The organism is Brevundimonas sp. LPMIX5 (assembly GCF_003576505.1).
GTDB classification, from domain to species: Bacteria; Pseudomonadota; Alphaproteobacteria; order Caulobacterales; family Caulobacteraceae; genus Brevundimonas; species Brevundimonas naejangsanensis.
Genome location: NZ_QWTZ01000003.1, coordinates 1 through 25,870, shown reverse-complemented (window position 1 = coordinate 25,870; position 25,870 = coordinate 1). Strand labels below are relative to the sequence as shown.

19 protein-coding genes and 1 pseudogene are annotated in these 25,870 nt (G+C 64.6%); 12 read left to right on the top strand and 8 right to left on the bottom strand.

Going from position 1 to position 25,870, the window contains the following annotated elements; genetic code table 11:
* Positions 1-21 precede the first annotated feature (21 nt).
* Genes D1604_RS04980 through D1604_RS04970 form a run of 3 tightly spaced genes read left to right on the top strand, consistent with a single transcriptional unit; the run spans position 22 to position 1,760 of the window.
* Positions 22-612: a biliverdin-producing heme oxygenase gene (locus tag D1604_RS04980; protein ID WP_119412470.1), complete on the top strand. Its 591-nt coding sequence runs from the start codon at positions 22-24 to the stop codon at positions 610-612.
* Positions 605-1,018, top strand: coding sequence for a YbaN family protein (locus D1604_RS04975; RefSeq protein ID WP_199683691.1), 414 nt, complete (start codon positions 605-607; stop codon positions 1,016-1,018). Before D1604_RS04980 ends, D1604_RS04975 begins: the two co-directional genes overlap by 8 nt.
* Positions 1,008-1,760 carry an energy transducer TonB family protein gene (locus D1604_RS04970; RefSeq protein ID WP_147399879.1) on the top strand — a complete coding sequence of 251 codons (753 nt, stop codon included), beginning with the start codon at positions 1,008-1,010 and terminating at the stop codon, positions 1,758-1,760. The genes D1604_RS04975 and D1604_RS04970 overlap by 11 nt, the downstream gene beginning before the upstream one ends.
* A gap of 92 nt (positions 1,761-1,852) precedes the next feature.
* Here D1604_RS04970 and D1604_RS04965 read toward each other — a convergent pair whose 3' ends face one another.
* Complete coding sequence (locus tag D1604_RS04965) at positions 1,853-2,644, bottom strand: zinc ribbon domain-containing protein (protein WP_255413942.1); 792 nt, start codon at positions 2,642-2,644, stop codon at positions 1,853-1,855.
* 508 nt (positions 2,645-3,152) lie between these two features.
* On the opposite strand from D1604_RS04965, the gene D1604_RS04960 reads away from it, so the two are divergent.
* Positions 3,153-6,008, top strand: coding sequence for a TonB-dependent receptor plug domain-containing protein (locus D1604_RS04960; RefSeq protein ID WP_158584913.1), 2,856 nt, complete (start codon positions 3,153-3,155; stop codon positions 6,006-6,008).
* 126 nt (positions 6,009-6,134) lie between these two features.
* Here D1604_RS04960 and D1604_RS04955 read toward each other — a convergent pair whose 3' ends face one another.
* Positions 6,135-8,456: a S9 family peptidase gene (locus D1604_RS04955; RefSeq protein WP_147399877.1), complete on the bottom strand. Its 2,322-nt coding sequence runs from the start codon at positions 8,454-8,456 to the stop codon at positions 6,135-6,137.
* Between the two features lie 328 nt (positions 8,457-8,784).
* Here D1604_RS04955 and D1604_RS04950 point away from each other — a divergent pair, with 328 nt between their 5' ends.
* Entirely contained in the window at positions 8,785-9,504 is a 720-nt protein-coding gene (locus D1604_RS04950; RefSeq protein ID WP_119412464.1) for a GntR family transcriptional regulator, read from the top strand.
* Positions 9,505-10,033: 529 nt separating this feature from the next.
* On the opposite strand, the gene D1604_RS04945 is transcribed toward D1604_RS04950, so the two are convergent.
* Both D1604_RS04945 and D1604_RS04940 read right to left on the bottom strand, forming a co-directional pair.
* Positions 10,034-11,833 carry an aminopeptidase P family protein gene (locus D1604_RS04945; RefSeq protein ID WP_147399876.1) on the bottom strand — a complete coding sequence of 600 codons (1,800 nt, stop codon included), beginning with the start codon at positions 11,831-11,833 and terminating at the stop codon, positions 10,034-10,036.
* A 29-nt stretch (positions 11,834-11,862) separates the two neighbouring features.
* A complete protein-coding gene (locus D1604_RS04940) occupies positions 11,863-12,900 on the bottom strand; it encodes a proline racemase family protein (RefSeq protein WP_119412462.1) in 1,038 nt (345 codons plus the stop codon).
* A gap of 191 nt (positions 12,901-13,091) precedes the next feature.
* Between D1604_RS04940 and D1604_RS04935 the strand changes: the two genes are divergently transcribed.
* On the top strand, positions 13,092-14,531 hold the full coding sequence (locus D1604_RS04935) for a peptide MFS transporter (RefSeq protein WP_233551895.1): 1,440 nt from the start codon (positions 13,092-13,094) through the stop codon (positions 14,529-14,531).
* Between the two features lie 216 nt (positions 14,532-14,747).
* On the opposite strand, the pseudogene D1604_RS15880 reads toward D1604_RS04935, so the two are convergent.
* Positions 14,748-14,921, bottom strand: a pseudogene (locus D1604_RS15880) (arsenical resistance protein ArsH); the annotation flags it as partial.
* Positions 14,922-15,532: 611 nt separating this feature from the next.
* Here D1604_RS15880 and D1604_RS04925 point away from each other — a divergent pair.
* Genes D1604_RS04925 through D1604_RS04910 form a run of 4 tightly spaced genes read left to right on the top strand, consistent with a single transcriptional unit; the run spans position 15,533 to position 19,386 of the window.
* Positions 15,533-16,261, top strand: a complete 729-nt coding sequence (locus D1604_RS04925) for a hypothetical protein (RefSeq protein WP_147399875.1) — start codon at positions 15,533-15,535, stop codon at positions 16,259-16,261.
* Positions 16,262-16,265: 4 nt separating this feature from the next.
* Positions 16,266-17,480: an efflux RND transporter periplasmic adaptor subunit gene (locus D1604_RS04920; protein WP_119412460.1), complete on the top strand. Its 1,215-nt coding sequence runs from the start codon at positions 16,266-16,268 to the stop codon at positions 17,478-17,480.
* Positions 17,477-18,166 carry an ABC transporter ATP-binding protein gene (locus tag D1604_RS04915; protein ID WP_119412459.1) on the top strand — a complete coding sequence of 230 codons (690 nt, stop codon included), beginning with the start codon at positions 17,477-17,479 and terminating at the stop codon, positions 18,164-18,166. Before D1604_RS04920 ends, D1604_RS04915 begins: the two co-directional genes overlap by 4 nt.
* Positions 18,163-19,386 (top strand): ABC transporter permease, encoded by a 1,224-nt coding sequence (locus D1604_RS04910; protein ID WP_119412458.1) that lies wholly within the window; start codon positions 18,163-18,165, stop codon positions 19,384-19,386. The genes D1604_RS04915 and D1604_RS04910 overlap by 4 nt, the downstream gene beginning before the upstream one ends.
* Positions 19,387-19,417: 31 nt before the next feature.
* On the opposite strand, the gene prpB is transcribed toward D1604_RS04910, so the two are convergent.
* Genes prpB through D1604_RS04895 form a run of 3 tightly spaced genes read right to left on the bottom strand, consistent with a single transcriptional unit; the run spans position 19,418 to position 21,940 of the window.
* Positions 19,418-20,341, bottom strand: coding sequence for a methylisocitrate lyase (gene prpB / locus D1604_RS04905; protein ID WP_119412457.1), 924 nt, complete (start codon positions 20,339-20,341; stop codon positions 19,418-19,420).
* Between the two features lie 25 nt (positions 20,342-20,366).
* A complete protein-coding gene (gene prpC / locus D1604_RS04900) occupies positions 20,367-21,524 on the bottom strand; it encodes a bifunctional 2-methylcitrate synthase/citrate synthase (protein ID WP_024353867.1) in 1,158 nt (385 codons plus the stop codon).
* Positions 21,525-21,535: 11 nt separating this feature from the next.
* Complete coding sequence (locus D1604_RS04895) at positions 21,536-21,940, bottom strand: acyl-CoA thioesterase (protein ID WP_119412456.1); 405 nt, start codon at positions 21,938-21,940, stop codon at positions 21,536-21,538.
* Positions 21,941-22,301: 361 nt separating this feature from the next.
* Here D1604_RS04895 and acnD point away from each other — a divergent pair, with 361 nt between their 5' ends.
* Positions 22,302-24,926 (top strand): Fe/S-dependent 2-methylisocitrate dehydratase AcnD, encoded by a 2,625-nt coding sequence (gene acnD / locus D1604_RS04890; protein ID WP_199683689.1) that lies wholly within the window; start codon positions 22,302-22,304, stop codon positions 24,924-24,926.
* Positions 24,927-25,870 (top strand): 2-methylaconitate cis-trans isomerase PrpF (gene prpF / locus D1604_RS04885; protein ID WP_119412455.1); only part of this gene is annotated, 944 nt, incomplete at its 3' end.

The following is a 25,870-nucleotide window of genomic DNA, read 5'->3' as shown; positions in this document are numbered from 1 at the left end:
ACCCCAGTAGGAGTTTAATCCATGACCGATACGATTGATCTGCCCCGGTCCAAGCGGCTGAAGGCCCTGACGCATGAGGTTCATGACCGGCTGGACAAGTCGATCATGGAGGCGTCGTCTTTCGACAGCCTTGAGGGGTATGGCCGGTTCGCCGGGGTGCAGTGGACGTTTCACCGCGACATCGACGCCCTCTATGACGACGCAGGCCTGATTGCATTGTTGCCGGGGCTGGCCGAGCGTCGTCGCCTGGGTCTTATCGCGGCTGATCTGGCGGATCTGGGACGGGCGACGCCGCCGGTCGAGACGCCGCCGGTGTTCCAGCCCGGTCAGCCGGTGGACGCAGCCACGGCGCTGGGCTGGCTCTACGTGGCAGAAGGTTCGAACCTCGGCGCGGCGCTGCTGCGCAAGGAGGCCGCCAAGCTGGGGCTGTCCGACGACCACGGCGCCCGGCATCTGGCCCCGTCCGGCGATGGACCGGCGGCTCACTGGCGCGCCTTCACCGCAGCGCTGGACGCCGCCAAACTGTCTGCGCAAGAGGAGGATCGCGCCGTCGCCGGCGCCAACGCCGCTTTCGCGCGCGTTCAGTCCCTGGCCAATGCCGCGCTTGGCTGAGGTCACGACCATGCCGGGGCGCTGGCGACCCATGCGAGCGGGGTGGCTGGCTCTTGGCCTGATGTTTGTCGGGCTGGGCTTCATCGGAGCTTTCGTTCCGCTGATGCCGACGACCATCTTCCTGATCCTGGCCGCCGCCTGCTTTACGCGATCGTCGCCACGGCTGGAGGCCTGGCTTCTGAACCACCCTCGGTTCGGGCCGACCCTGCGCGCATGGCGAGCCGAGGGCGCTGTGCCGCGCCGGGCCAAGATCGCCGCCTGCCTGGGTATGGCGGTTGGTTTTGGTCTGTTCTGGCTGGTGGTTCGACCCGGTCTCTGGCTGGGTCTGACGGTGGCGGTCGCTATGACGGCCTGCGCGGTCTTCGTTGCTTCACGCCCGTCGCCGGGAGGCCAGGATGGCGTTTGACCTGACGACTGCTGCAGCGCCCTGCGGCGCCGAGGTTCGAAGCGGCGCCCGATCTCGTCGCCGGCGGCGGTGGGGCGTGGGCGTTGCGGCCTCGGTCTTGCTGCACGTTACGCCTCTGGTCGTGGCGGGCGGGCTATGGGCTGCGCGTCCGCCCGTGGTCCTGCCGCCTGAGCAGGTGTTTGAGGTTGAGCTGGTGCGCTTCCAGGCGCCGCCGCGCCCGCTGTCCGAGCGCCCGTCCGGTCCGATGCAGGCCGAGGCGGTTGCCCAGCAGTCTTCTCCCAAGCCTCGGATACAACCTCGCCTTCAGGTCGCCGCCGCAGTTGACGTCGAACCGCTGACGGCGCCCCAAACGACGCCTCGCATTGAGAGCGCGGCCCAGACCCAACCGTCAACAGAAGCCATGGCGCCGCCCAGCCGTGACGCTCCGCCCGCCGCCTCTGCATCCTCTGCCGCCCAGACATGGGAAGGCCGAATTCTGGCTCATCTGGAAAGTCGCAAACGCTATCCGGCCGAAGCGCGCGCACGGCGCCTTCAGGGGGTGGCCTATGTCAATTTCATCATGGACCGTCAGGGTAGGGTGCTTTCCTCCAAACTGGAACGCAGTTCGGGTCATCCCGCCCTGGATCGCGAAGCCCTGGCCTTGCTACAGCGCGCCCAACCCCTGCCCACACCGCCCGCCGAGACGCCGGGCGAACGCATCACCCTGACCGTCCCTGTCGACTTCTTCACGCGAGGGCGATGATGGCTTGAAACGCAGAATGTGAGCTTTCGGCGATGAGGCCAATGACCGTTCCTGGCGCGTTGCGGGCTTTGAGCGCCGTCGAGACAGCTGCGTCATGAAGCGTATTGTAGGTGAGAAGTAGCGCCAAATCCTGCTCCTACACCCAATACTGCAGTATCATCGCCGTCCTGGTTCACCAGGGCGGCGATTTTGCCTTTCATCATCAGCGCAAACTTGCCGCGTTCCGACAGCGGCGACACCGCGACGGTTTCGGTCAGCCGGCGCACAAGGTTCCTGATTTCAGCCGACGCCTCGCTGTCGCTACGATGCAGGGCGTCCTCCAGCGAGGCGACGACCTGTCGATACTGATCCGCCAGTCGCGGATGAAGGGCGATCACAGGCTTTTTGTCTGTCTGCGCGAGCTGAGTCTCAAGCGCTGCTCGCTCCTCCTCCAGGGCGGTCAGCCTTTCCTTTACGGCTGCGCCGCTCAGAACGCCGTCGGCCACCTGATCGATGAGCCGGTTGGCCTGTCGCTTAACTTCCGCCAGGCGGCTTTCCTGGTTTGAGCGCTCCTGTGTCGTTCGTTGCGATTCGTGCTCCAGGGCCTTGCGCGCTTCGTCGACGGCCAGGGCGACGCGTTCGGGCGACAGAAGTCGCGTCTTGATCGCTGCCAGCACCCTCTTCTCGATCTCTGCGCCTTTTGCGCCGCGGCCATTGCTGCAGATCGACGCGCCGCGCTCCCTCCGCCAGGAGCAAACGAAGCGTTGGTCCGCCCCGCTGCGGATCATGGGCTCGCCGCAGACGCCGCAGGACATCTTGCCGCTCAGGAGGTGCCTGGGGCGGACGGAAGCGAGGGAGGAGGGCTTGTTGGGTCCCAATTTGTTCTCGGCGTAGCGTTCTCGCACCTGAATCCACAGCGCCTCTGGCACTATCCGCAGGTGGGGCGCCTCAGTGCGGATGATGTTCGCCGCTTCGCCGGTGCGAGCGCGACGCGTGCCGGTCTGCCGGTCCTTTATCCTCGAACTTCTGTCTCATGACAGCAAACCGCAGGAGAAGGCCATCGGGGAGTTTCCTGGCCTCGATGTCTGCTCGTCCGTCGTGCGAACCGCGCCTGCCTAATGATCAGTTTGAAAGCATCATCGGGGGATTTGCAGGCGCTATGGGTTGAATATTGATCAATTCCAAATGGTTCGCTCCGCCGGGCAGGACGGAGTGGTCCCTACTGTTGAAGTCCGGGGAGAGTTGTCGTTGTGAACCATCCGAACAACCAGCCCGGATGCGTCCTAGCTAGACATCTATGGTATATCGTATACGGTATATCTCTTACTAAAGCCCAACGGAGGGATAATCATGAGGCTGAGGAGAAAAGGGGAGATGCAGCGCGGGCTGCGTAGGGGTCTTCTGACCGCAGGGGTGAGCTTGGGGGCGCTGGCTGCGCCGTTGGCGGCCAACGCCCAGACGACAACGGCGCCTGAGGGCGAGGCCTCACGGGTCGATGAGGTCGTGGTGACTGGCTCGCGTTTGCAACGCAGCGGATTGGATGCGCCGACGCCGACCATGGCCATGACGGCCGAAACGATCGAGGCCAAGGGGATCACCAACATCGCCGATATCCTCAATGAGATGCCGCAGGTAGCCACCGGCCTGTCGAACGCCAACACCAGCTATAGTTTCGGCAACATCGGTCTGAACCAGGTTAATCTGCGCAACCTGGGCGTCCGCCGCACGCTGACGATGGTGAACGGCCGTCGCAGGGCCGGCACGCCCGACGATTCCAACTTTCTGGCGTTCGATCTGAGCAATATTCCCGCCGCCCTGGTGAAGCGCGTGGAGGTCCAGACCGGCGGCACCTCGGCCGTGTACGGCGCCGACGCCGTGGCAGGCGTGGTCAATCTGATCCTCAAGGATGATTTCGACGGCCTTGAAGCCAACGTCCAATATGGATCGGACGAAGGGGGCGATTACGACACGCTGACCTACGGCCTGACCGCTGGGGTAAACTATGATCGGGGCAACGCGGTTCTGCATGTCAGCCGTACCGAAAGCGGCGGTCTGACGCGCGGCGACCGAGACCTTGGCACGGCCTACAGCTTCGTATCAAACCCGGCCAACAAAACGGGCGACGACGGCATCCCGGCGCGGATCCCGATGCGGGACCTACGTTACGCCTATTTCGCCCTGGGCACGCCGACGGGTTATCTGCCGTTCGGCGAGAACGGCGCCTGGACGGATGTTATCTTCGATTCCGCCACCGAGACCTTCCGCCCGCTGAGGGCCGGAGAGCGCGGAGTGATCGACGGCTCCTACTCCACGGACGAGGGCGGTAATCAGGACGCCGACACCCTGGTCGCGCCGCTGGAACGCACCAATCTCTACGCCAAGGCCGACTATCGCCTGTCCGACAAACTGAAGGTCTTCACCGAAGCCGTCTTCGCCGACATCACCGCCCGCGACCGCATCAGCGCGGTGTTCGATTCCTGGAGCGGGGCGGTCTCGATCGACAATCCCTTCATGCCGACGGCTGTGCGCGACGGTCTGATCGCAGCGGGCGAGAATTCGATGCAGTACGCCCGCTCGCACGACGAGTTCGGTATGCGTGGCACCGACATGAACCGCAAATACTACAGCCTTGCCGCGGGCCTGGAGGGCGAATTCGGAGAAACCTGGAAGTGGTCGACCGTCTTTGAGTACGGCAAGTCGCAGACGACCAACCGCAACCTGAATGATCGCATCGACGAGCGTTGGTTCGAGGCCTTGGACGCCATTCGCGATCCGTCCACCGGCGATGCGGTCTGCCGCAGCGTCGAGGCGCGGGCACGGGGCTGTGTGCCGGTGAACATCTTCGGCCAGGGTACGATCTCACCCGAGGCGGTGGACTATGTCCGCGCTGACCACTCCTCGACCACGGACACCAGCCAGACCCTGATCCAGGGGCTGATCGCGGGCGATCTGTTCCAACTGCCCGCCGGGGCGGTGAAGGTGTCGGCGGGCGCTGAATACCGCAAGGATGAGATCGACTTCCGCCCCTCCTATGTCTGGGAGCACGCGCTCGGCTTCTTCGCCAGCCAGTTCTCGCCGATCAAGGAGAGCAACGACGTTCGCGAGGCTTTCGCCGAGATTCTGGTCCCGCTGGTCCGCGACAAACCGTTCGTTCATTCGTTGGAGATCGAAGGCGCCTATCGCGTGTCGGACTATGAGCGCGCTGGCAGCGTCAATTCCTGGAAGCTGGCGGGGTCATGGGCGCCGATCCCGGACATCCGTTTCCGCCTGACCAAGGCAACCGCCGTGCGCGCGCCGTCGCTGGGCGAGATGTTCAATCCCGGCAGCCGGGGCGCCGCGGGCCTGAGCGACCCCTGTGATCCCAACATGCTGGATAGCGGCACGGAAAACCGCCGCAAGAACTGCTTGGCCCTGGGCTTCGATCCGGTGACGTGGGATCCGAACACTCGTCGCATGACCACCCTGGTCTTCAGCACGGGCAACCCCGACCTGGGCGTCGAGGAAGCCGACACCATGACGGTCGGGGCGGTGGTGCGTCCGCGCTTCCTGCCGGGTTTCGCCTTCTCGACCGACTACTACAAGATCAAGCTGGACGGCGGCATTTCTCGGATCGGCGCGCAGCAGACGGTCGACAACTGCGTCGACCTGCCGTCGCTGGACAATCAGTTCTGCGGCATGCTGACCCGCAGGTCGGACGGCAATCTGTATGAGGTGCTCGACAGCTACATCAACGTCGCCTCATTCGAGGTCGAGGGAGTCGATTTCGAGGCCACCTACCACGCCGAGGTGTCGGACCTGTTGCGACGCGACGGCGACTTCGGTCGGATCAGCCTGCAGGGCGTGGCCTCCTATCTGAAGCACAACATCTTCATCGACCGAGATGTGGCGACGGGCGATGAGACCGCCTTCGACTATGCCGGGGAGGCGGCCAATCCTCAGTGGCGCGCCATGCTGAACGCCACCTATTATCGCGGACCGATCCAGGTGAACTGGTCCAGCCGCTTCGTCGATGAGACGGTGACCAACAATCGGCTGCCGAACCCGGCTGAGGATATCGGCAGCTACTACAATATCCCATCGGTCTGGTATCACGACCTGTCCGTCGCAGTGGACACGCCGATGGACGTCCGCTTTACCGCCGGGATCCGTAATCTGTTCGACGAAGGGCCGCGCGATCACCCCTCGACGGCGCGCGGCAACCTGGGGATGGACGACCTGATCGGTCGCTTCTTCTTCCTGGGCGCCAAATGGCGTTTCGGCGGACAGTAGGCGTAACCCAGGCGCCGGGAAAGGGGCGAGTCGTCAGCCGCCCCTTTCTCTATGCTTCAAGGGCTCCAGACATGAAAAAGGCGGGTCGATCGACCCGCCTTTGCTATTCATCGGCGCGCGAATTCCTCAGTCGAAGGCGCGCATCTGATAGGCCGGAGGCGGCGTCTCGTGCAGCAGTTCGCGCACGAAAAAGTCCCATCGACGTCGCTGGTAGTAGGGCACGGCGTCCAGAAAGTGGTCGGCGTTCGGCACCATCAGGAAATCGAAGTCCTTGTTGGCCTTAATCAGGGCGTCGACTAGGCGCAGCGAGGCGAGCGGCGGCACGTTCTCGTCCAGTTCGCCGTGGGCGATCAGCAGGCGGCCCTCCAGCTTGGGAGCCCAGGTGATGTTGGAGTTCTCGTCGTAGAGCGGGCCCAATTCGCTGCCCATCCACTGTTCGTTCCAGGTCGCCTTGTCGAGCCGGTTGTCGTGGTTACCCGAGGCGGTGACGCCGACCTTGTAGAACTCCGGGTGGCGGGTCATGGCCCGCACCACGTCATAGCCCCCGGCCGAGAAGCCGTAGATTCCGACTCGCTCCGGATCCATCCAGGGGTTGCGGGCCGCGACGGCGAGGATGCCGGCTATGTGGTCCTCGAGGCCCACGGCGTGCAGGTTCTTGTAGGCGACCTGCTGGAAGGCGCGCGAACGACCCCAGGTGCCGCGACCGTCGATGGTCACGGCAATGACCCCCAGTTGGGCGATGGAATTGGCGTTGCGCCCGGTCATCGCCGCCTCGAAGGACTTGGGCGTCATCACATAATGCGGTCCGGTGTAGATGTCCTCGATGATGGGATAGCGCTTGGCCGGGTCGAAGTCGGCGGGCTTGAACAGGGCGCCGTAGATAGGGGTCACGCCGTCGGCGGCGACGGTCTGGAACGGCTCGGGCAGACGATAGCCCGCCGCCAGATAGGCGCTGATGTCCGCGCGCCCCAACTCCATGACGATGCGGCCGTCGCTGGAGCGACGCAGGACAGAGCGGGTCGGCTGATCGATGGTCGACATGTTGTCGACGAAGAAGCGGCCGTCGGGAGAGACCGAGACGTCGTGATCCATGACCTCGGGTGTCAGCAGGCGCGGCGGCCCGCCGGTCGAGGGCACCGAATAAAGGTGACGCAGATAAGGATCCCGGCCCGCCTCGCGGCCCGAGCCGACCACCAGGATGCGCTTCGCCTTGTGGTCCTGGCCCGCCACGGTCCGGGCGCGCCAATCGCCCGAGGTCAGCTGACGCCGCGCGCCCGTCATGGCGTCGACGGCGTAGAGATGGGCGTAGCCGTCAGGGTCGGCGGTCCAGAAGTGGGTGTTCGTCTTCTCGTCGTAGGACCAGAAGTGGCCGTAGAAGTCGACATAGGTGTCGGACTTGTCCTCGGTCAGCAGCCGGGCCTCGCCGGTCGCCGCCTCGATGCGGTTCAACTGCAGGGCGCCGTAGCCGCGCGTCGGGACGCGTTCGAACACCGCGCGGCTGTCGGCGCTCCATTCGTACCAAGGGCCGCCGTAGTAGAGGACCGGCCTGGCCGGGGTCGCCATGGGGATGCGCTGCCCGCTCTCGACCTCGAAGAAGACGCCCTCGGCGGTCGGGACATCGGCGTCGCCGGTCAGGGGATAGAGATAGTCCAGCACCCGCGGAGGGCCGCCGTCCTTGGGCACGGACTGGACCAGCGACAACCGTCGGGCGCCGTCGCGATTGATGCGATAGGTGGCGATGTAGCGGGAATCCGGCGACCAGCGGATCGCCGGAGCCGTGGTCGGCTGCGACGTGCCTTGAGCGGCCATGTCCTTCAGGTTGATCAGCGGCGTGGCGTAGGGCGAAGCCGCGCCGTCCTGGGTCAGCCGCCGCTCGGCTCCGTCGGCCGTCGAGACGATGACCAGGTCTCCGTCCTTCACTTCGGCGCGCCAGCGACCGTCGGGCGAGACCACGCCCTTGGCCGCCTCGGCCGCCGCCTCGACCGCGCCGGTCGTGGGGTCGAAGCGCCAGCTGCGGCCGTCGTAGGCGAACGTCAGCTTTCGGGTCTTGTCGTCGAGCTTCAGCCCCCTGAGCCGCAGGTCCTTACGCGCCAGAGGCTTGCCCGAGGCGGCGGCCAGGGCCGCTGTCAGGGCATCGTGATCGAACAGGGGGCGGGTCCGGTCCGAGGTCGGGTCGACCAGCACATAGTCGCGGCCTTCCGGCGTCCGGCGCTCGAACCAGAATTCGGCGCCCTCGCCGATCCATTGCGGCCGCACGTTGAGGCCGTAGATCAGATCGTCGACGTGCTGAGGCAGCACCGCCTCGGCGCGGGCGTAGACGGCGGGCGACATGGCGGCGGGCGCGGCTGCTTCGACGCCGGCGAGAGCCGGGGTGGCGAAGACCGGGGCGACGGCCAGCGGCGCGGCGCTGCTCATCAGCAGCACGGCCAGGGCGGGTAGGCGCTTCATAAAGTTCCCCCAATATCGGATATAGTATTCGATTTTAGCATTTGTGAAGCTGATCTCCGTCGACGTCAAGCGCCGCGATCGGTCGGCGTCGGGGGCTCCGGTGTGAGCGTTTTTCGAAGCCCGAAAACGGTCGCGCTGTTGATCGGCGAGGAGGCAATGCCGTCATTTCTCCAGGCCGAGCTAGCGACGGGCCTCGACATCGCGGGCTCAGACAGATGCCTTCGAGCGAGCTTCAAGGTCATCTGACGGACTTGCGCGTCGTAATTGCGTTCTGCGCGCAGTAGGCTGGGATGGGCAACCAGCCCGGCTTTTCGACTCGATCAACCGCATGGCCGTATCTCCGCTTGAAGTCCGCACCCTGTCCGACCGCCTGATGGAGGTGGTGCGGGACATGATACTGTCCGGCGCGATCGCGCCGGACGTGCCGATCCGGCAGGACGCGTTGGCGGCGCGCCTGAACGTTTCCAAGATTCCCCTGCGAGAAGCGCTGGTGCGGCTGGAGCAAGACGGGCTGGTGGTGTCGCAAGCCAACCGGGGCTACTTCGTGCGCGGCATGAGCGCGACCGAGGCCGAGGAGATCTTCAAACTGCGTCTCAAGCTCGAGCCGGAGGCGGCGGCTCAGGCCTGTCTCGCTGCCAACGACGAGCAGCGCGCCGCGGCCCGGCGCGTGCTGGCCGAATTGGACGCCGCAGCGGCCGCCCATCTGCCGAGCGTCGGCCAGTTGAATCGCGCCTTCCATATGGCGCTGACCCAGCCCGGCGGGCTGGTGCTGACCGTTGAAATCACCGCGCGTCTGCACGTTATGGGCGACCGCTATGTGCGCAAGCATCTGGAACATGGCGATCGTCACGTGACGGCCGAGGCCGAGCACCATCACATCCTTAAGGCCTGGCTGGCCCGCGACGCGAAGACTGTCAGCCGACTGGTGGAAGCCCACTTGGAACACACGCTGCGCGACCTGCGCGACGAGTTCACGAGCGCCGCCGGAACGGTCGAACAGCTGGAGCGTCAATCCGCAAACGCGCCTATCTGTTCAGCCTCGCTGTAAAATGGACTAAGTTCAACTGCGACCGCAGCAGGCGCTGGGTCCCCTGCGGTTGGGGCCCGCGGAGCCGCTGACCAATATAGGGGGCTGGCCCGGCGCGCCCAGCGTCGGACGGGCGCGCTGACGGCACCCCTATGCCCTGGCGGCGGTCAGCCTTTCCGAAGGCGGCGCGCCCGCCGATGTGGCCCTGATCGATACCGGGATTATGTTCGAGGACCGGGCTTCAGCCCGGCCGATCCGCGAAGGCAGGGCAACATAGATGCGAATCTGCGCGACCCAGGCGCGGTCTTCTGGGCGCGGCGGGACCCGGGGGGGCAGCCGACGGTGGCGCACTAACTTCAGCCATGGGCGGCTGCAGTTGCGCGTTCGGCCACCAGCGGCTGGGGCTGATGCTCGCAGCCGGACGGCGCGGAATGGCTAAGATGGCGCTGGGACGACCGGCGCAGACCTGGACGACGCTCATGGGAGCGTACGATTGCGCTGAAGTCCAGGCGCCCGACGCCTTTCCGAGAACGTGAGCAGGGGCGTGGCGTCAGCCGACCAAAGGCTCCGTATTGGCGATCAGCCAGCCGAGATCGAATGGATGCGCGATCAGGTCGCGCAGTTCGTCTCGAACGCGAGCGTGATAGGCGTCGACCCAGGCGCGTTCTTGCTCGGACAACAGGTCCAGGTCGATCAGCCGGCGATCCAGCGGGACCAGCGTCATGTCACGCAGGCGAATGAAGCCGGGGCCGTCCTCGACGACCTCGCACAGGTTCTCGATGCGGATGCCGTAGCGTCCGGCTTCGTAATATCCCGGCTCATTTGTCATGGTCATGCCAGCTGTGATCGGGGCCATGACCGGGTCTTTACCGATCCGCTGCGGGTGTTCGTGCACTGACAGGAAGTGGCCGACGCCGTGGCCCGTGCCGTGGTCATAGTCGAGGCCGTAGGCCCACAAGGCTTCGCGGGCGAAAGCGTCGATCTGATATCCGCGCGTGCCGTCCGGGAACCTTAAGGTCGCCAGACGAATATGGCCCTTCAGGACCAGTGTGTAGTGTTTGCGCCAGACGGCGGGCGGTTCGCTGAAGCAGACGGTGCGGGTCGTGTCGGTGGTGCCGTCCAGATATTGTCCTCCTGAATCGATCAGGAAAAGACTGTCGCGCCCGATCAAAGCGCCCCCTTCAGGGGGCGCGTTATAGTGGCACATGGCCCCGTTGGCGTCGGCGCCGGCGATGGTGCGGAAGCTGGGGCTGAAGTAGTGCTCCTGTTCTTGGCGATAGGCGCTGATCTGTGCCTCGGTCTCCATTTCCGACACTTGCCGAACGGCCACCTCGGCTTCAAGCCAGGCGAGGAATCGGACCCAGGCCACGCTGTCGCGCCGTGACGCCGCGCGCAGCCCGGCCAGTTCGACCGGATTCTTGACCGCCTTCAGCGCCGTCAGGGGGTTGGCTTCGATCTGGACAGTCGCCCTTGCGTCGCGCGCCGCCATCGCCGCCCCGACCGGCGAAAACCTGGGGTCCATAGAGACCCTCTCGCCGCCTTGGAGACGTTGGCTCAGTCGCTCGAGGAAGGCCGAAGGCGGGTGCAGGGTCACGCCGTCCAACTCGAAGTCCGCAACGGCGTCGCCCAGTTTGCGCGGGTCGACAAACAGGTCGACGCCCCCTGTCGCGTCGACTAGCATGAAGGCCTGGACGACGGGGTTGTCGGGAACGTCGTCCCCGCGCCAGTTGAGCAGCCAGGCGATATTATCGGTCTGGGTCTCGACTAGCAGGTCAGCGCCCGCGCCGCGCAGCCGTTCGGCCAGTCGGCGCCGCTTCGCCGCGGAGGTTTCTCCCGAGCACGCAACGGGGAAGGGGAAAGCCGGCTTGATCGGATTCACGGGGCGATCGCTCCAAGCCCGATCGATCGGGTTTGGCGAAACGGCGCGCAGCGACGCCCCCTGCTGGATGACCGTCGGCTCGATCTGGGCGTAAAGGGCCGGGTTGAGGATCAGTGGGTCGTAGCCGTACACCTCGCCTTTTTCAGCGTGTTCGGCGAGCCAGCGGTCCAGCGGCTCTTCATAGAGGTGGCGCTGTTCGAAATGTGCGCCCGAGACCTCGGTTCGGGCCTGCACCGTGTAGCGGCCGTCGACGAGAATGGCGGCGCGATCCCGTGTGACGATCGCCAGGCCCCAAGTGCCGGAAAAACCTGTGGCCCAGGCCAGTCGTTCGTCGGCGACCAAGACGTATTCCGACTGATGGGCGTCCCAGCGCGGGATGATGAAGCCGTCCAGTCCGCTGCGCGCCATTTCAGCGCGAAGGCTAGCAAGCCGTGCCGGCGTCCAGCGCGCGGCGATCTGCAGTCTGTCCATCAGAGCATTATCGGGATTGGAATGGGAGATCACGGCAGCAAGTCGCCGAATCGATTGGGCAGGGCAAAGCCGTGTGCGAAGGGGTCCTGATCCTCCAGAATCAGCTCTGAACGCGCCGTGTAATAGGCGCGGCCCGAGACGGCCGCGATGATACCGCGAGCGGTGGGTCGGGCGACGCCGCCGTCGAAGATCTGCCCTGACGGTCCGGCGAAGGGCAAGGCGCTCCCCGGGAAGACCTCGCCCCTAGCGTGGGCGATGGCCAGGCGCGCCGAGACGCCGCTTCCGGTGGGGCTGCGATCGATCTGCGCCTCGCCGAACCAGCAGAGATTGTGCGTGAGTTCGCCCGGAATTAGACGCTCGCCGCTGGTCAGGATGGCCCCGTAGAGGAAGGATAGGTCCGGCTCCTCGGGGTGGCGGAAGCTGCGCGTGGCGCGCAATTGGGCGACCAACTCGCCGGCCGCTCCGATCAACTGGTCCAGCGGCGTCTGGTAGAAGTCGAGACCCAGGCGGCTGCTGGGCAGGATCGCGTAGAAGGCGCCGCCATAGCCGATGTCGAACGAGACCCGGCCGAAGCCGTTCAACTCGATGCTGTCGTCCAACTCGAGGGCGAAAGACTCAACACTCTCGAACTGTACTACGGGCGCTGCGTCGTGATCGCGGTCCGGCGATACCTCGATGACGACCGGGCCGCAGGGGCATTCCAGGCTGAAGCGGGTCTGTGTTCCGCCCTGCCGGCGCGCGCGATCATAGAGGAAACGGCCTATGGCGACAGTGGCGTGGCCGCACATCGTCGAATAGCCAGAGTTGTGGGTGAACAGAACAGCCGCATCACAGCTCGGATCGCTGGGTGGCACCAGGATCGCCCCATACATGTCGGCGTGGCCACGCGGTTCCAGCATCATGGCGCGGCGCAGGTGATCAAACCGATCGCTCATCGCGCGGCGCTTCTGCAGGATGGTCTCGCCGGCGACGCCAAGTTCCGTCGCGTCGAAAATGCGCACCGGTTCGCCTGCTGTATGCATGTCGATGACGGCGAGGCGATCACCCTTCAGTCCCAAATCTCTCATCCTCACCAATGCAACTCCCTCCCACACGGCGTTGTAGGTCGCAATATCGTATACTATATTCTCGCGCAAAGTGTTTTCACGGGGCTGTCGCGTCGACGTGAGGCGGCTTGGAGCTCGTCAGTCTGAGTTATTCTGGAGGGGATAATGAAGCATCAGAATGTCCACGCCGGAGTTGCGCCCGCGGTCGCATCATGACCGACGACGTCGACATGCGTCTTGCGGCCGAGTCGGCGGCGGCGCCGGTTTCATCGCCTGCGACCGTCGGAGGATCCGGGCGGCGCTTGTTCGGCCATCCGGCGGGACTTTGGTATTTGGCTTTCACTGAGGCGTGGGAGCGCTTTTCCTATTACGGCATGCAGACGCTGCTGGTTCTCTATATGGTCGACCAGCTGCTCCAGCCGGGCCATATCGAGCATGTCGCCGGTTTCGCCGGATTCCGTGCTGCGTTGGAGGCCGTGTACGGCCCCCTGTCTATCCAGGCGCTCGCCTCGGCGGTCTTCGGCATCTACACGGGGCTTGTCTATCTGACTCCGGTGTTGGGTGGACTGATCGCCGATCGCCGGCTGGGCCGAACCAAAACGATCCTATTGGGCGGGACGCTGATGACCGTCGGCCATTTCCTGATGGCTTTCGACGTGTCCTTCTTGGGGGCGTTGCTGTGCCTGGCGATCGGCACCGGCTGTTTCAAGGGCAACATCGCGGTTCAGGTCGGCGCCCTCTACGCGCCTGAAGATAACGCCCGCGCCGACGCCTTTCAGATCTTCTACCTCGGCATCAGCGCAGGCGTGATCCTCTCGCCTCTTATTTGCGGCACCTTAGGGGAGGTCTTCGGCTGGCATTACGGGTTCGCGGCGGCGGGGGTCGGCATGACTGTCGGCCTCGCCATTTACCTCGCGGGTGGGCGTCATCTTCCGGCCGAGCCGAAGATCGCCGTGCTCAAGAAGGAACAACGTAAGCGCTTGTCGGCGGCAGACCGGCGGGTAATGGCGCTATTGCTGGTGCTGCTGCCGGTGCTGGCCCTAGCCTTGCTGGGCAACCAGCAGATTTTCAATGCTTATATGGTCTGGGCTCAGGCTAGTTACGACTTCACCCTGTTCGGCCGGACCATGCCGACCAGCTGGCTGATCACCTTCGACGCCGCAGCCTCGGTGATCATGCTGGCCCTGTCGGTTTTGTTCTGGAGGCTATGGTCGCGCCGTTTCGCTGAGCCGGTGGAGATCACTAAGTTGGTCATTGGCGCCGTGGTGACCGGGTTCGCCTTCATGCTGCTGGCGGCGGCGGCGCAATCGGCCGGCGCAGGCAAGGTCAGCCTATGGTGGGCGGTCGCCTTCCACCTGATCAACAGCATCGGCTTCGCGCACCTCGTCCCGGTCGCGCTGGCCCTCTATGTCCGTATAGCGCCACAAGCCATCGGAGCGACCATCGTCGGCATCTTCTATCTCCACCTGTTTGTGGCGAACAATTTGGTGGGTTGGATCGGCACGCGACTGGAGACCATGAGCGCGGACCGCTTCTGGCTGCTGCACGCTCTCGTCGTGGGCTTCAGCGCCCTGATTCTGCTCTCGCTACGGGGCCCAATCAAACGTATATTGGAAGAATCTGCCAGGCAGCCTCTGCGCAAGTCCTCGTAGAACAGCAATTGAACAAGATGCCGGTTCGTTATCCGAGGGAGGCTGCCCCCTTGTCAGAAGGCAGCCTCCTCAACAAGAACCGGGACGGAATTAGTCGCGCCGCGACGAGCAGAGCCTTTCTTGGAGGCTCTGCTCGTCAAGCAGTTCCATGGCATCGTGACAGGCCGGTCTACGGCGAGATCGTCGGCGTCCGCCCGATTACGCAAGCTTCTGGCGCTAAGCTGACCTGATCGCGATAGCAGACAGGTCGTTAGCTGCGTTGATCGGCGTGCCCGACGCCCTCCGTTGGGAATAGCGATCCATCAACTGAACGGCGCGGGCGCGGGTCAGCACGGTGAAGCGCACCCGTTCCTCCATCACGTCGACGATGCGGTCGTAGTAGCTAGACGGCGCGGTCAGTATTCCATGTTGGCGTGGCGATCGAACTCATAGGCCAGCCAGTCCGCAAGGGCTTCCATATGATCGAACGAGGCCATGGCCTGCGCGTACCGGCCGTCTTGGGCGTACGTCAGTATCAGAGGGTAGCCATGATCCATGATGTAGGGCTGAGCCGGCTCACGCACGCCCGACCAGAGGTGGGCGACGAAATCCCGCAGAAGCTGGTAGCGGACACCGCAGTTTGCTCCCGCCTCACGCGGTCGCCGGCGACGGAGGGCCGCGCGCTCCGTCGAGTCTGACGTTGAACGACGCTTGCAGGAGGCTTCGGACGCGTGGAAATCCCGGTAAAGAATGCCCCTTAGATAACTTGACTCGGCGAGCGGTGTTTGTTTTTTGGGGCGCAGATCTAGCTGCAGGAAAATAGTAATGCGTAAGGCCAGTGTCGGTGCTGCATTCTCTGTTTTCGTATTAATTGGTTCTGGTGTTGCAGCGCAGCAGCAGGAGGAGGTTGAAGGTAGTCCTGCAGAATTCTGGCTACCTTGTGCAGAAAAGTACCACAGATACTTTGGGAAACGTTTCCAGTGCGTGTCAGCCTGCTGCGGGTGCTAAATAGGGAGGTTCCGATGGGTAATGTCTTCTTAAGTCCGGCCGCTCTTGTGGTGACTTTATTTGTGGCCGGGTGTCACCAATCGGAGCCTGAGAAGGCCGATGCGGAGTTGGCTGCAATCACGAAGAGTGAGCAGCCCGCTTCCGCGTCGGCATTCTACCGCGCTGAGCCATGCGATGAAGTTGTCGCCAGCAGTCCTCCCATAATAGGGCGCATTTTTAAGTATGCTATGGCCGATAAAGACAGCAACCAGCCTCTCATGACGCGGATCCAGACTGTCCGCAGCGTTTCTGGGGACCTAGTGAGTTATGACGAGGTGCTGGGTATGGGCGAGATGTCATCGCCGACCGAAGCGCGCCAGGCGCGTTTCGGCCTGCTTCTGACAGCCTCTACGGGTCGGTCTGTCCGTTATGAAGGCGCTGAGGCCGCCATCAAGGCGTTGCAACCAGGCCAGACGGCTAGAATTCCGATGACCGAGACGCTTTCACCATCTGATAAGATGCCCGCCAAAGGCGAGGCTGTTGTAGAGTTTGTGGGTTGCGGCGTAACGCAGCCGACTGTCACCGGCGCACCCGACGAGGCTGTGCGAGTGTATCGCCTGACGATGCCGCATTCCACGGCCCAGACTCCTGGGCAAATGACCGAGGTCACGCGTCTAGAGATCTTACTGTCTCAACGCTACGGCTGGTCGGTCGTGGAAAGCGTACCGAGCGGCACGATGGTGCTGACATCCGTAACGAGCTAACGACATGCTTTCGGAAGGCTTGCGCTTTCTAATAGGGTTGGGGGCATTGCTGGCGGCTTCCTGTTCAGGGCCGGTCAAGGAAAGCGCTTATCAGACAGCGACTGCCGAAATAGGCGATGTTCGCGACATCGTGCCGGCGACCGGAACGCTTCTCGCCGCAGGCATGGCTGAGATCAGGGCGCCGCGAGCGGGCGTGGTGATTGCAGTGAATGTCAAGGAAGGCGACAGGGTGCGCGCGGGTCAGGTTCTGGCCACGCTGGCGGCGCCCATGCGTGCGCCCGCTAGAGACATGGCTGGTGCGGGCGCCTCAGCATCAGACGCGGCTATTCGCGAAGCCCAAATCGCCGTTCGACAGGCGCAGGAGCAGTTGTCGCGCAGCCGCACCTTGCAGGAGCGGGGTTTCGTGAGCGCGGCGGCGACGGCTCAGGCTCAAGCCCAGGTAGATCGCGCAAGCGCTACAGTGGACCGCCTGACTGCTGAACGGACAGCGGCGCTTGCACGGGTCAGGCTGGTGCAGGCTGAGGGCTCGGATTCAGATATCCTAGCGCCTCTGGACGGAATTGTGACCTTGGTCGATGTCCGTGTCGGGCAGCGGGTCACGCCGGAAGATGCACGCCCTCTGTTTCAATCTGTGCGTGATGAAGGGGCCATGATGCTGGAAATCATGGTATCAGAAGCAGATTTGAACCGAGTTAGTCTAGAAAGTCAGGTTCTTTTTACCGTTGATTCTTCGCCGAGTGTATTGGAGCAGGCGCGCCTTGTTAATATTGGTCGCTCTCCGATTCGTGAGGGGCGTTTCGTGTCCTATCGGGCGCTTGCAGAATATGACAATTCGTTCGGTGTTCTGCGCCCCGGTCTTTCCGCATCAGTACAGCTTATTCGCGCTAACGCTAGAAACGTCTTGCGGATACCGGCGCGGGCAACCTTTTATACGCCAGACGGTTACGTTCCCCCTCTCCCCCCAGGCAAGTTTGAGGAATTGCTGGCCCAGCACAGAGGTGACATGGGTATGGCTCGAGCGGCCGCCGATGGACTGGAAATCGGTCGACTGCTGCGCACCGGCAAGCGCGTGGTTTTCGTACTGGCCAATGGGACGCCCGAACGTCGCGAGGTGCTTATCGGCGGCGAGACGGATGATTTTATAGAGATCATCGAAGGCCTGAAGGAAGGCGAACAGGTCATTCTCAAGAACCGTGCAGACGCACGGGGCGCCGTATGAAGGACGGCGTCCAGGCCTGGGGGGTGGGCCGAAATTTTTCTTCTCGCGAAGAAGATGTAGTGGCCTTGGTCGATGTAAGCCTGAGCCTGACATGGGGGCAGTTCGTGGTGGTTCAGGGGCCGTCGGGGTGCGGCAAGTCTACCTTGCTCAACCTGTTGGGGCTGCTGGATAGACCATCGGTCGGCCGGCTGAATATCGCCGGCGTGCCTGTTCAAGAACTGAGCGAAGGTGGGCGCGCCAGATTGCGTCGCGCCGAAATTGGGTATCTGTTTCAGGATGCGGGCCTGATCGAAAGGATGCGGGCCATTGATAATGTGGAGGCGCCGCTGGCTTATCGCGGCGTACCACGCGGCCAGAGGCGCGCCACGGCGGAGGCTGCTCTTCGTGAGCTTGGTTTGTCTCACCGGTTGAGGGCGTTGACGGACACCTTGTCCGGGGGGGAACGCCAGAGGGTCGGGTTGGCGCGGATCCTGGCGCAACGCCCGCGCTTGATCATCTGTGATGAGCCGACTGCTTCCCTTGACGAAGCCAATAGCCGCCTTGTCGCCGCCAGGTTGATGCAGCTCGCTGAGGAAGGCGCGCTGGTGGTTTGCGCCAGCCATGATCCGATTGTCATTGAGCTGGCGCAAAGGCGAATAGAGCTGTCTCACGGACGACTAAAGACCATCGCGGATGGGCCGCCATGAGCGTGCTGCGCTTCGCCTTGTGGGGCGCGACAGCTTACCCGTTGCGTACTCTCGCGCTGATCCTATCCCTGGCTTCAGCTGTGGCCTGTGTTGTGTTTTCGGCTTCGGTATTGGGCGGTTTTTCTGAACGATTGGAGCGTTTGGCCTTTGGAGGCTACGCCACGACCCTGGTGATCCGCGCCAACGGTCTGGTCCCTTCGCGTCGTGGTCCACCGTCGCTCGACGACCAGGCGCGCCTTTTACAGGAACTGGCGAATGTCGAGAGCTCCGCCGCCTGGGTCGAAACATCAGCGCCGTTGCAGGGACGAAGCGAAACCCGCGCTGTTCGTATCTTCGGCGCCTATGGCGACTACAGACGGGAGTTGGACGCTGATCTGGCCGCTGGCCGCTGGCTGACGCAGGAAGAACTGGGAGGGCTGACGCGGGTGTGTCTGGTCGGCGCGACTTTGGCCGACTTTCTCGATGAGGAGGAGGGACGAGGCGCAGGCCTTATAGGCAAGGAACTCTCGCTAGGGGGGCCTCGGTGTGAAGTGGTCGGTGTTCTGAATTATGCCAACACGCGACCTGCAGGGCGTTTCAACGACGCCATCGTCGCCCCGTTTCTCTCAGCGCGCCGCTTCTTCGATGCGCGTCCTGAGTCTGAAACCCAAACGGCCGGTCCGCGAGAAGCGAGTTGGCTCAGTTTCTTCATGGCGCCGGAGGTGGATATGCAGGATGTCCGGTTCCAGGCAGATCGGCTGATGCGACGCATGGCCGGCGTGCCGATGTCGCGGGCGAGCCCCTACAGCTATGACGACCCGGACGCTGATATTCTGGAACAGGTCAGGCAGCGGCGCGCCCTTTCTCGCCTGCTGTGGACGATCACCGGTGCGGCGTTGGTGGCCAGTCTGATCGGATATGGCGGGATCGCCCTGGCGGCGACGGTTCAGCGGCGTCGGGAGATTGCGCTGCGGCTTGCGATGGGGGCGGATATGCGCGGTATCCTGGCCCAGATCACCGTCGAGCATGTCTTGGTTGGGGCCGTCGCCTCGGCCGTCGGATTCTCCGTCGGCCTCGGCGCTGCGTCGCTTGCGTCCCGGCTCTGGGACTGGCCGGTCAGGCTTGACCTGTCGGTAGGCTTGTTGGCTGTGAGTACGGGGTGGGGCCTTGGGATCGCGATTGGGGTGCTCGCAGCATGGCGCGCAGCCAACACGCCGCCCTCTATCGCGGCCAAAGGCTAGGCGCCAATGCGACGCCGCCCCGCAAGCCCTTTCAACCGACCTGCGGCATGCCCTGAGGGACGACGGTCTTGATGATGCTGGCGTCCAGTTCCTCGAAGTCGTGCAGGCCGATGACGTCGTAGAGTTCCTGACGGGTCTGCATCCGGTCGACGTACTTGTGCGTGCCGCCGTTGTCGGCGATCGAGGCGTAGAGTTCGGCCTGCGCCTTGTTGGCGGCGCGCAGCGAAGACACCGGCCAGATCACCATCTTGTAGCCCATCTCCTCGAATTCCTTCGCGGTGTAGAAGGGCGTCTTGCCGAACTCGGTCATATTGGCCAGCAGCGGCACATTCGGCAGGGCCCTGGCGAACTTCTCGAACATCTCGCGGGTGTTCAGGGCTTCGGGGAAGATGGCGTCGGCGCCGGCGTCCACATACATCTTGGCCCGGTCGACGGCGGCGTCGAAGCCCTCGACGCCTGCAGCGTCGGTGCGCGCCATGATGACGATATCGCGGCTGGCCTTTTTCGCGGCGGCGACCTTGGCGGCCATGTCCAGCGCCGGGACCAGGTTCTTGCCGTTCAGATGCCCGCACTTCTTGGGCAGGATCTGGTCTTCCAGATGGACCGCGCCCGCACCCGCGTCCTCGAAGGTGCGGACCATGTGCATGACGTTCAGCACCTCGCCATAGCCCGTGTCGCCGTCTACCAGCAGCGGCAGGCCGCTGGAGCGCGCGATCTGGCGGATGAAGAAGGCGACCTCGTCCACGGTGATGATGCCGAGATCGGGCAGCCCCATGGAGGCGGTCATCGCCGCGCCCGACAGATAGAGGCCGTCAAAGCCCGCCAGCTTGGCCTGTTTCGCCGCCTGACCGTTGTGGGCGCCCGGCAGTTGCCAGATGCCGGGGCGGGCCAGCGCCGCGCGAAAGCGTTTCCCGGCGGATTCAGTCGGCAGGTCTTCTGCGACGAGATAGGGCATGGGGACTCTCTTCAGAACTCGGAATTCAGGCGCGTTCGGCCAGGGGCGCGAACTTCAGGTTTTCGGGGCCGTCATAGTTGGCGGAGGGGCGGATGATCTTGTTGTCGATGCGCTGTTCGATCACATGGGCCGACCAGCCGGTCGTGCGCGAGATGACGAACAGAGGGGTGAACATGGCCGTGGGCACGCCCATCATGTGATAGGAGACGGCCGAGAACCAATCGAGGTTCGGGAACATCTTCTTGGCGTCCATCATGACGGTCTCGATGCGTTCGGCGATGTCGTACATCTTCATCGAACCGGCTTCTTCCGACAGCTGTTTCGCCACGCGCTTGATGACCACATTGCGCGGGTCCGAGATCGTATAGACCGGGTGGCCGAAGCCGATGATGACCTCCTTGGCCTCCATGCGGCGACGGATGTCGGCCTCGGCCGCGTCGGCGTCGGCGTAGCGCTTCTGGATCTCGAAGGCGACCTCATTGGCGCCGCCGTGCTTCGGTCCGCGCAGGGCGCCGATGGCTCCGGCGATGCAGGAGAACATGTCCGAACCGGTCCCGGCGATGACCCGCGCGGTGAAGGTCGAGGCGTTGAACTCATGCTCGGCGTAGAGGATCAGCGAGGTGTGCATCGCTCGCACCCAGCCCTCGGACGGCGGCGTTCCGTGCAGCAGGTGCAGGAAGTGGCCGCCGATGGAATCGTCGTCCGTCTCGACCTCGATGCGGCGGCCGTTCTGGCTGAAGTGGTGCCAGTACAGCAGCATGGAGCCCAGCGAGGCCAGCAGGCGGTCGGCGATGTCGCGCGCGGCCGGGTGGTTGTGGTCGTGGGCCTCGGGCAGGGCGCAGCCGAGCGCCGAAACGCCGGTGCGCATGACGTCCATCGGGTGAGCGGCGGCGGGCACCGTCTCCAGCGCCGACTTCACCGCCGCAGGCAGGCCGCGCAGGGCCTTCAGCTTGGCCTTATAGGCTTTCAGCTGAGCCGCGTTCGGCAGCGATCCGTGGATCAGCAGGTGGGCGATTTCCTCGAACTCGCTGGTCTCGGCGAAGTCCATGATGTCATAGCCGCGATAGTGCAGGTCGTTGCCCGAGCGGCCGACGGTGCACAGGCTGGTGTTGCCCGCCAGCACGCCGGACAGGGCGACGGACTTCTTCGGCTTCACGCCTTGAGCAAGAACGGGTTCGGTCATGGGATGCCTCTTCAGCAGTGAAGATCGGAGCGGGATTCGATGGGAACAGGACGGCCGTCGGCGTCGACGGCGACCATTTCAAACCGGCCGCTGAGGGCCGGACGCCGGGCGCCGGTGGACAGGGTCTCGGCCACGCCCTCGACCTGAACGGTCAGCGACGAGCGGCCGACCCGGACGACGCGCGCCGACAGGTCCAGCAGTTCGCCGACGCGGACTGGGGTGTGGAAGTCGGTCGCCTCGGAGCGGGCCATGACGACGTCGCCGCGCGCCCTGCGGCTGGCGGCGACGAAGGCGGCCTTGGACAGCAGGGCCAGCCCTGCGCCTGCGAACAGGGCGCCGTAGTGGTTGGCCTGGTCCGGGAAGACCATCTCCGCAAAGCGGGTCTCTTCATTGGGCAGCAGAGTCGGCGGCGACATGGGGCCTCAGGGCGGCGGTGGATCCGCGTCGCCCTGAAATATTCACGCTTTCGCTCGCTGCTTAAGGACTGAAAAAGCGGAAAACAGCCAAGCGGAAGATGCAAACCTGTAAAAGCTGCAAAACGCGATCGGGTGCCGTGAGCAACAAGTGACAGGCAGCCTTGATCTGCTGGCCGTTAGTTTTGCAGCATTTGCAGATTTACATGGAGGCATTCACAAGTCTCCGCCTTTTCAGCCGTTCACCTGAAGGCGGCAGGGTCGGATAAGGGGCGCACGTCTGCGCATGGGATGCGGCTGCCGGTTTGATCCGGCGCCGAACGCCGCCCGGCGCGGCCTCATGCAAGCAGGGACATCCGCGCTGATGAATACCGATTACCGCAGGCGGCTGCTGGGCACGCCCTTCGACTATTTCGACACGCGCGCCGCCGTCCACGCCATCCAGCCGGGCGCCTATGACCGACTGCCCTATGTGTCGCGCGTGCTGGCCGAGCAACTGGTGCGCCGCTGCGATCCCGATCAGCTGACCGACGCCCTGACCCAGATCGTCGAGGGGCGGCGCGATCTGGACTTCCCCTGGTATCCGGCGCGCGTGGTCTGTCACGACATTCTGGGCCAGACGGCGCTGGTCGATCTGGCGGGCCTGCGCGACGCCATCGCCCAGCAGGGCGGCGATCCGGCCAAGGTCAATCCGGTGGTGCCGACCCAGTTGATCGTCGACCATTCGCTGGCGGTCGAGCATGGCGGCTTCGACCCCGACGCCTTTGAGAAGAACCGCGCCGTCGAGGACCGCCGAAACGAGGACCGCTTCCACTTCATCGAATGGAGCAAGCGCGCCTTCGAGAATGTCGACGTCATCCCGGCGGGCAACGGCATCATGCACCAGATCAATCTGGAGAAGATGTCGCCGGTCGTTCAGGTGCGCGACGGCGTGGCTTTCCCCGACACCTGCGTCGGCACAGACAGCCATACGCCGCACGTCGACGCCCTGGGCGTCATCGCCCTCGGCGTCGGCGGGCTGGAGGCCGAGACGGTCATGCTGGGCCGCGCCTCGATGATGCGCCTGCCCGACATCGTCGGCGTCAGGCTGACCGGACGACGCGCGCCGGGCATCACGGCGACCGACATCGTCCTGGCCCTGACCGAGTTCCTGCGCGGGCAGAAGGTGGTCGGCGCCTGGCTGGAGTTCTTCGGCGAGGGCGCCGATAGCCTGTCGATCGGCGACCGGGCGACCATCTCGAATATGTGCCCGGAATACGGGGCGACGGCGGCGATGTTCTACATCGACCAGCAGACGCTCGACTATCTGAAGCTGACGGGGCGCGAGCCGGACCAGGTGGCGCTGGTCGAGACTTACGCCCGCACTACCGGCCTGTGGGGCGAGGCGCTGAAGACCGCCGAATATGAGCGGGTGCTGACGTTCGACCTGTCCAGCGTCGAGCGCAATCTGGCTGGACCGTCCAACCCGCATCGTCGTCTGCCCACATCCGCCCTGAAGGAGCGCGGCGTCGCCGTCGGACTGGCCGAGGCGCAGGCGGAAGAGCGCGAGGGCCTGCTGCCCGACGGGGCCGTCATCATCGCGGCTATCACCAGCTGTACCAACACCTCCAACCCGCGCAACGTCGTGGCGGCGGGCCTGCTGGCGAAGAAGGCCAATGCGCTGGGCCTGACGCGCAAGCCGTGGGTCAAGTCGTCCTTTGCGCCGGGATCGAAGGTGGCGCGGCTCTATCTTGAAGAAGCGGGCCTGCTGTCTGAGCTGGAGGCGCTGGGCTTCGGCATCGTCGCCTTCGCCTGCACCACCTGCAACGGCATGTCCGGCGCCCTTGATCCGGTCATCCAGCAGGAGATCATCGATCGCGACCTCTATTCCACCGCCGTCCTGTCGGGGAACCGCAATTTCGATGGTCGCATCCACCCCTACGCCAAACAGGCCTTCCTCGCCTCGCCGCCGCTGGTGGTGGCCTATGCGCTGGCCGGGACGGTGCGCTTCGATATCGAGCAGGACGTGCTGGGCGTGGTAGGCGGCCGCGAAATCCGCCTGAAGGACCTGTGGCCCTCGGACGAGGAAATCGACGCCGTGGTCGCCGCCTCGGTCAAGCCGGAGCAGTTCCGCGCGGTCTATGAGCCGATGTTCGGGGCGCGCCGCGGCGGCGGGGTCAGCGTCAGCCCCCTGTATGACTGGCGCCCCCAGTCGACCTATATCCGCCGCCCGCCCTATTGGGATGTCGAAGGGGTCGGCGCCCTGGCCGCCAATCCGCGCACACTGACGGGGATGCGGCCGCTGGCGATCCTGCCGGACAACATCACTACCGACCACCTGTCGCCGTCCAACGCCATCCTGCCTGCGTCGGCGGCAGGGGAATACCTGACGCGGATGGGCGTGCCGGAGGAAGACTACAACTCCTACGCCACCCACCGGGGCGACCACCTGACCGCCATGCGCGCCACCTTCGCCAATCCGCAACTGGTCAATGAGATGGCCGTTGTGGACGGGGCGGTGAAGAAGGGCTCCCTGACCCGAGTCGAGCCGGACGGAACGGTCATGCGGATGTGGGAGGCGATCGAGACCTATCTGGACCGCCGCCAACCGCTGATCATCATCGCGGGCGCCGACTATGGGCAGGGGTCGTCGCGCGACTGGGCCGCCAAGGGCGTGCGGCTGGCAGGCGTCGAGGTCATTGTCGCGGAGGGGTTCGAGCGCATCCATCGCACCAATCTGATCGGCATGGGCGTGCTGCCGCTGGAGTTCAAATCGGGCGTGACGCGCCTGACGCTGGGGCTGGACGGGACGGAGGCCTTCGATGTCACGGGCGAGCGCCACCCCGGCGCCGACCTGACGCTGAGGATCCATCGCGCGACCGGCGAGACGGTCGAACTGCCCGTGTCCTGTCGTCTGGACACGGCCGAAGAGGTGCTGATCTATGAGGCGGGCGGCGTGCTGCAGCGGTTCGCGCAGGACTTCCTCGCCGCAAAGTCGGAGGCCGCCTGAATGCCGCGCCTGGCCCAGATCGCCATCCCCGCCACCTATATGCGCGGCGGCACCTCAAAGGGCGTCTTCTTCCGGCTGGAAGACCTGCCCGAGGCGTGCCGCGTTCCGGGGCGGGCGCGCGACCGCCTGTTCCAGCGCGTGATCGGCAGCCCCGATCCCTATGGCAAGCACACCGACGGCATGGGCGGGGCCACGTCCAGCACCAGCAAATGCGTGATCATCTCGCCCAGCGCGCGGCCCGATCATGACGTCGACTATCTGTATGGGCAGGTGTCGATCGACACAGACTTCGTCGACTGGTCAGGCAACTGCGGCAACCTGTCGACGGCGGCGGGGGCCTTCGCCATCCACGCGGGCTATGTCCCGGTCGGGCCGGACGGGGTGCGCGCCGTGCGTATCTGGCAGGCCAATATCGGCAAGACCATCATCGCCCATGTGCCGGTCGCGGACGGCCGGGTGCAGGAGGCGGGCGACTTCGAACTGGACGGCGTGACCTTCCCCGCCGCCGAGATCGTGCTGGAGTTCCTCGACCCCGCTGATGAGGGCGAGGATGGCGGCGCCATGTTCCCGACCGGCAATCTGGTCGATGAACTGGATGTGCCCGAGGCTCTCGTCGCCGGCGGCAAGCTGAAGGTCACCCTGATCAACGCCGGTATTCCGACGATCTTCATCAATGCGGCGGACCTTGGCTATTCGGGGACGGAGTTGCAGGGGGCGATCAACGACGATCCGCCGGCATTGGAGCGGCTTGAGGCCCTGCGCGCCATCGGCGCCGTGCGCATGGGGCTGATCGGTTCCGTCGGTGAGGCGGCGCGGCGCCAGCACACGCCCAAGATCGCCTTTGTCGCTCCGCCGGCGGATCATGTGACGTCCAGCGGCAAGGTGATTGCAGCGGACCAGATCGACCTGCTGGTCCACGCCCTGTCGATGGGCAGGCTGCATCA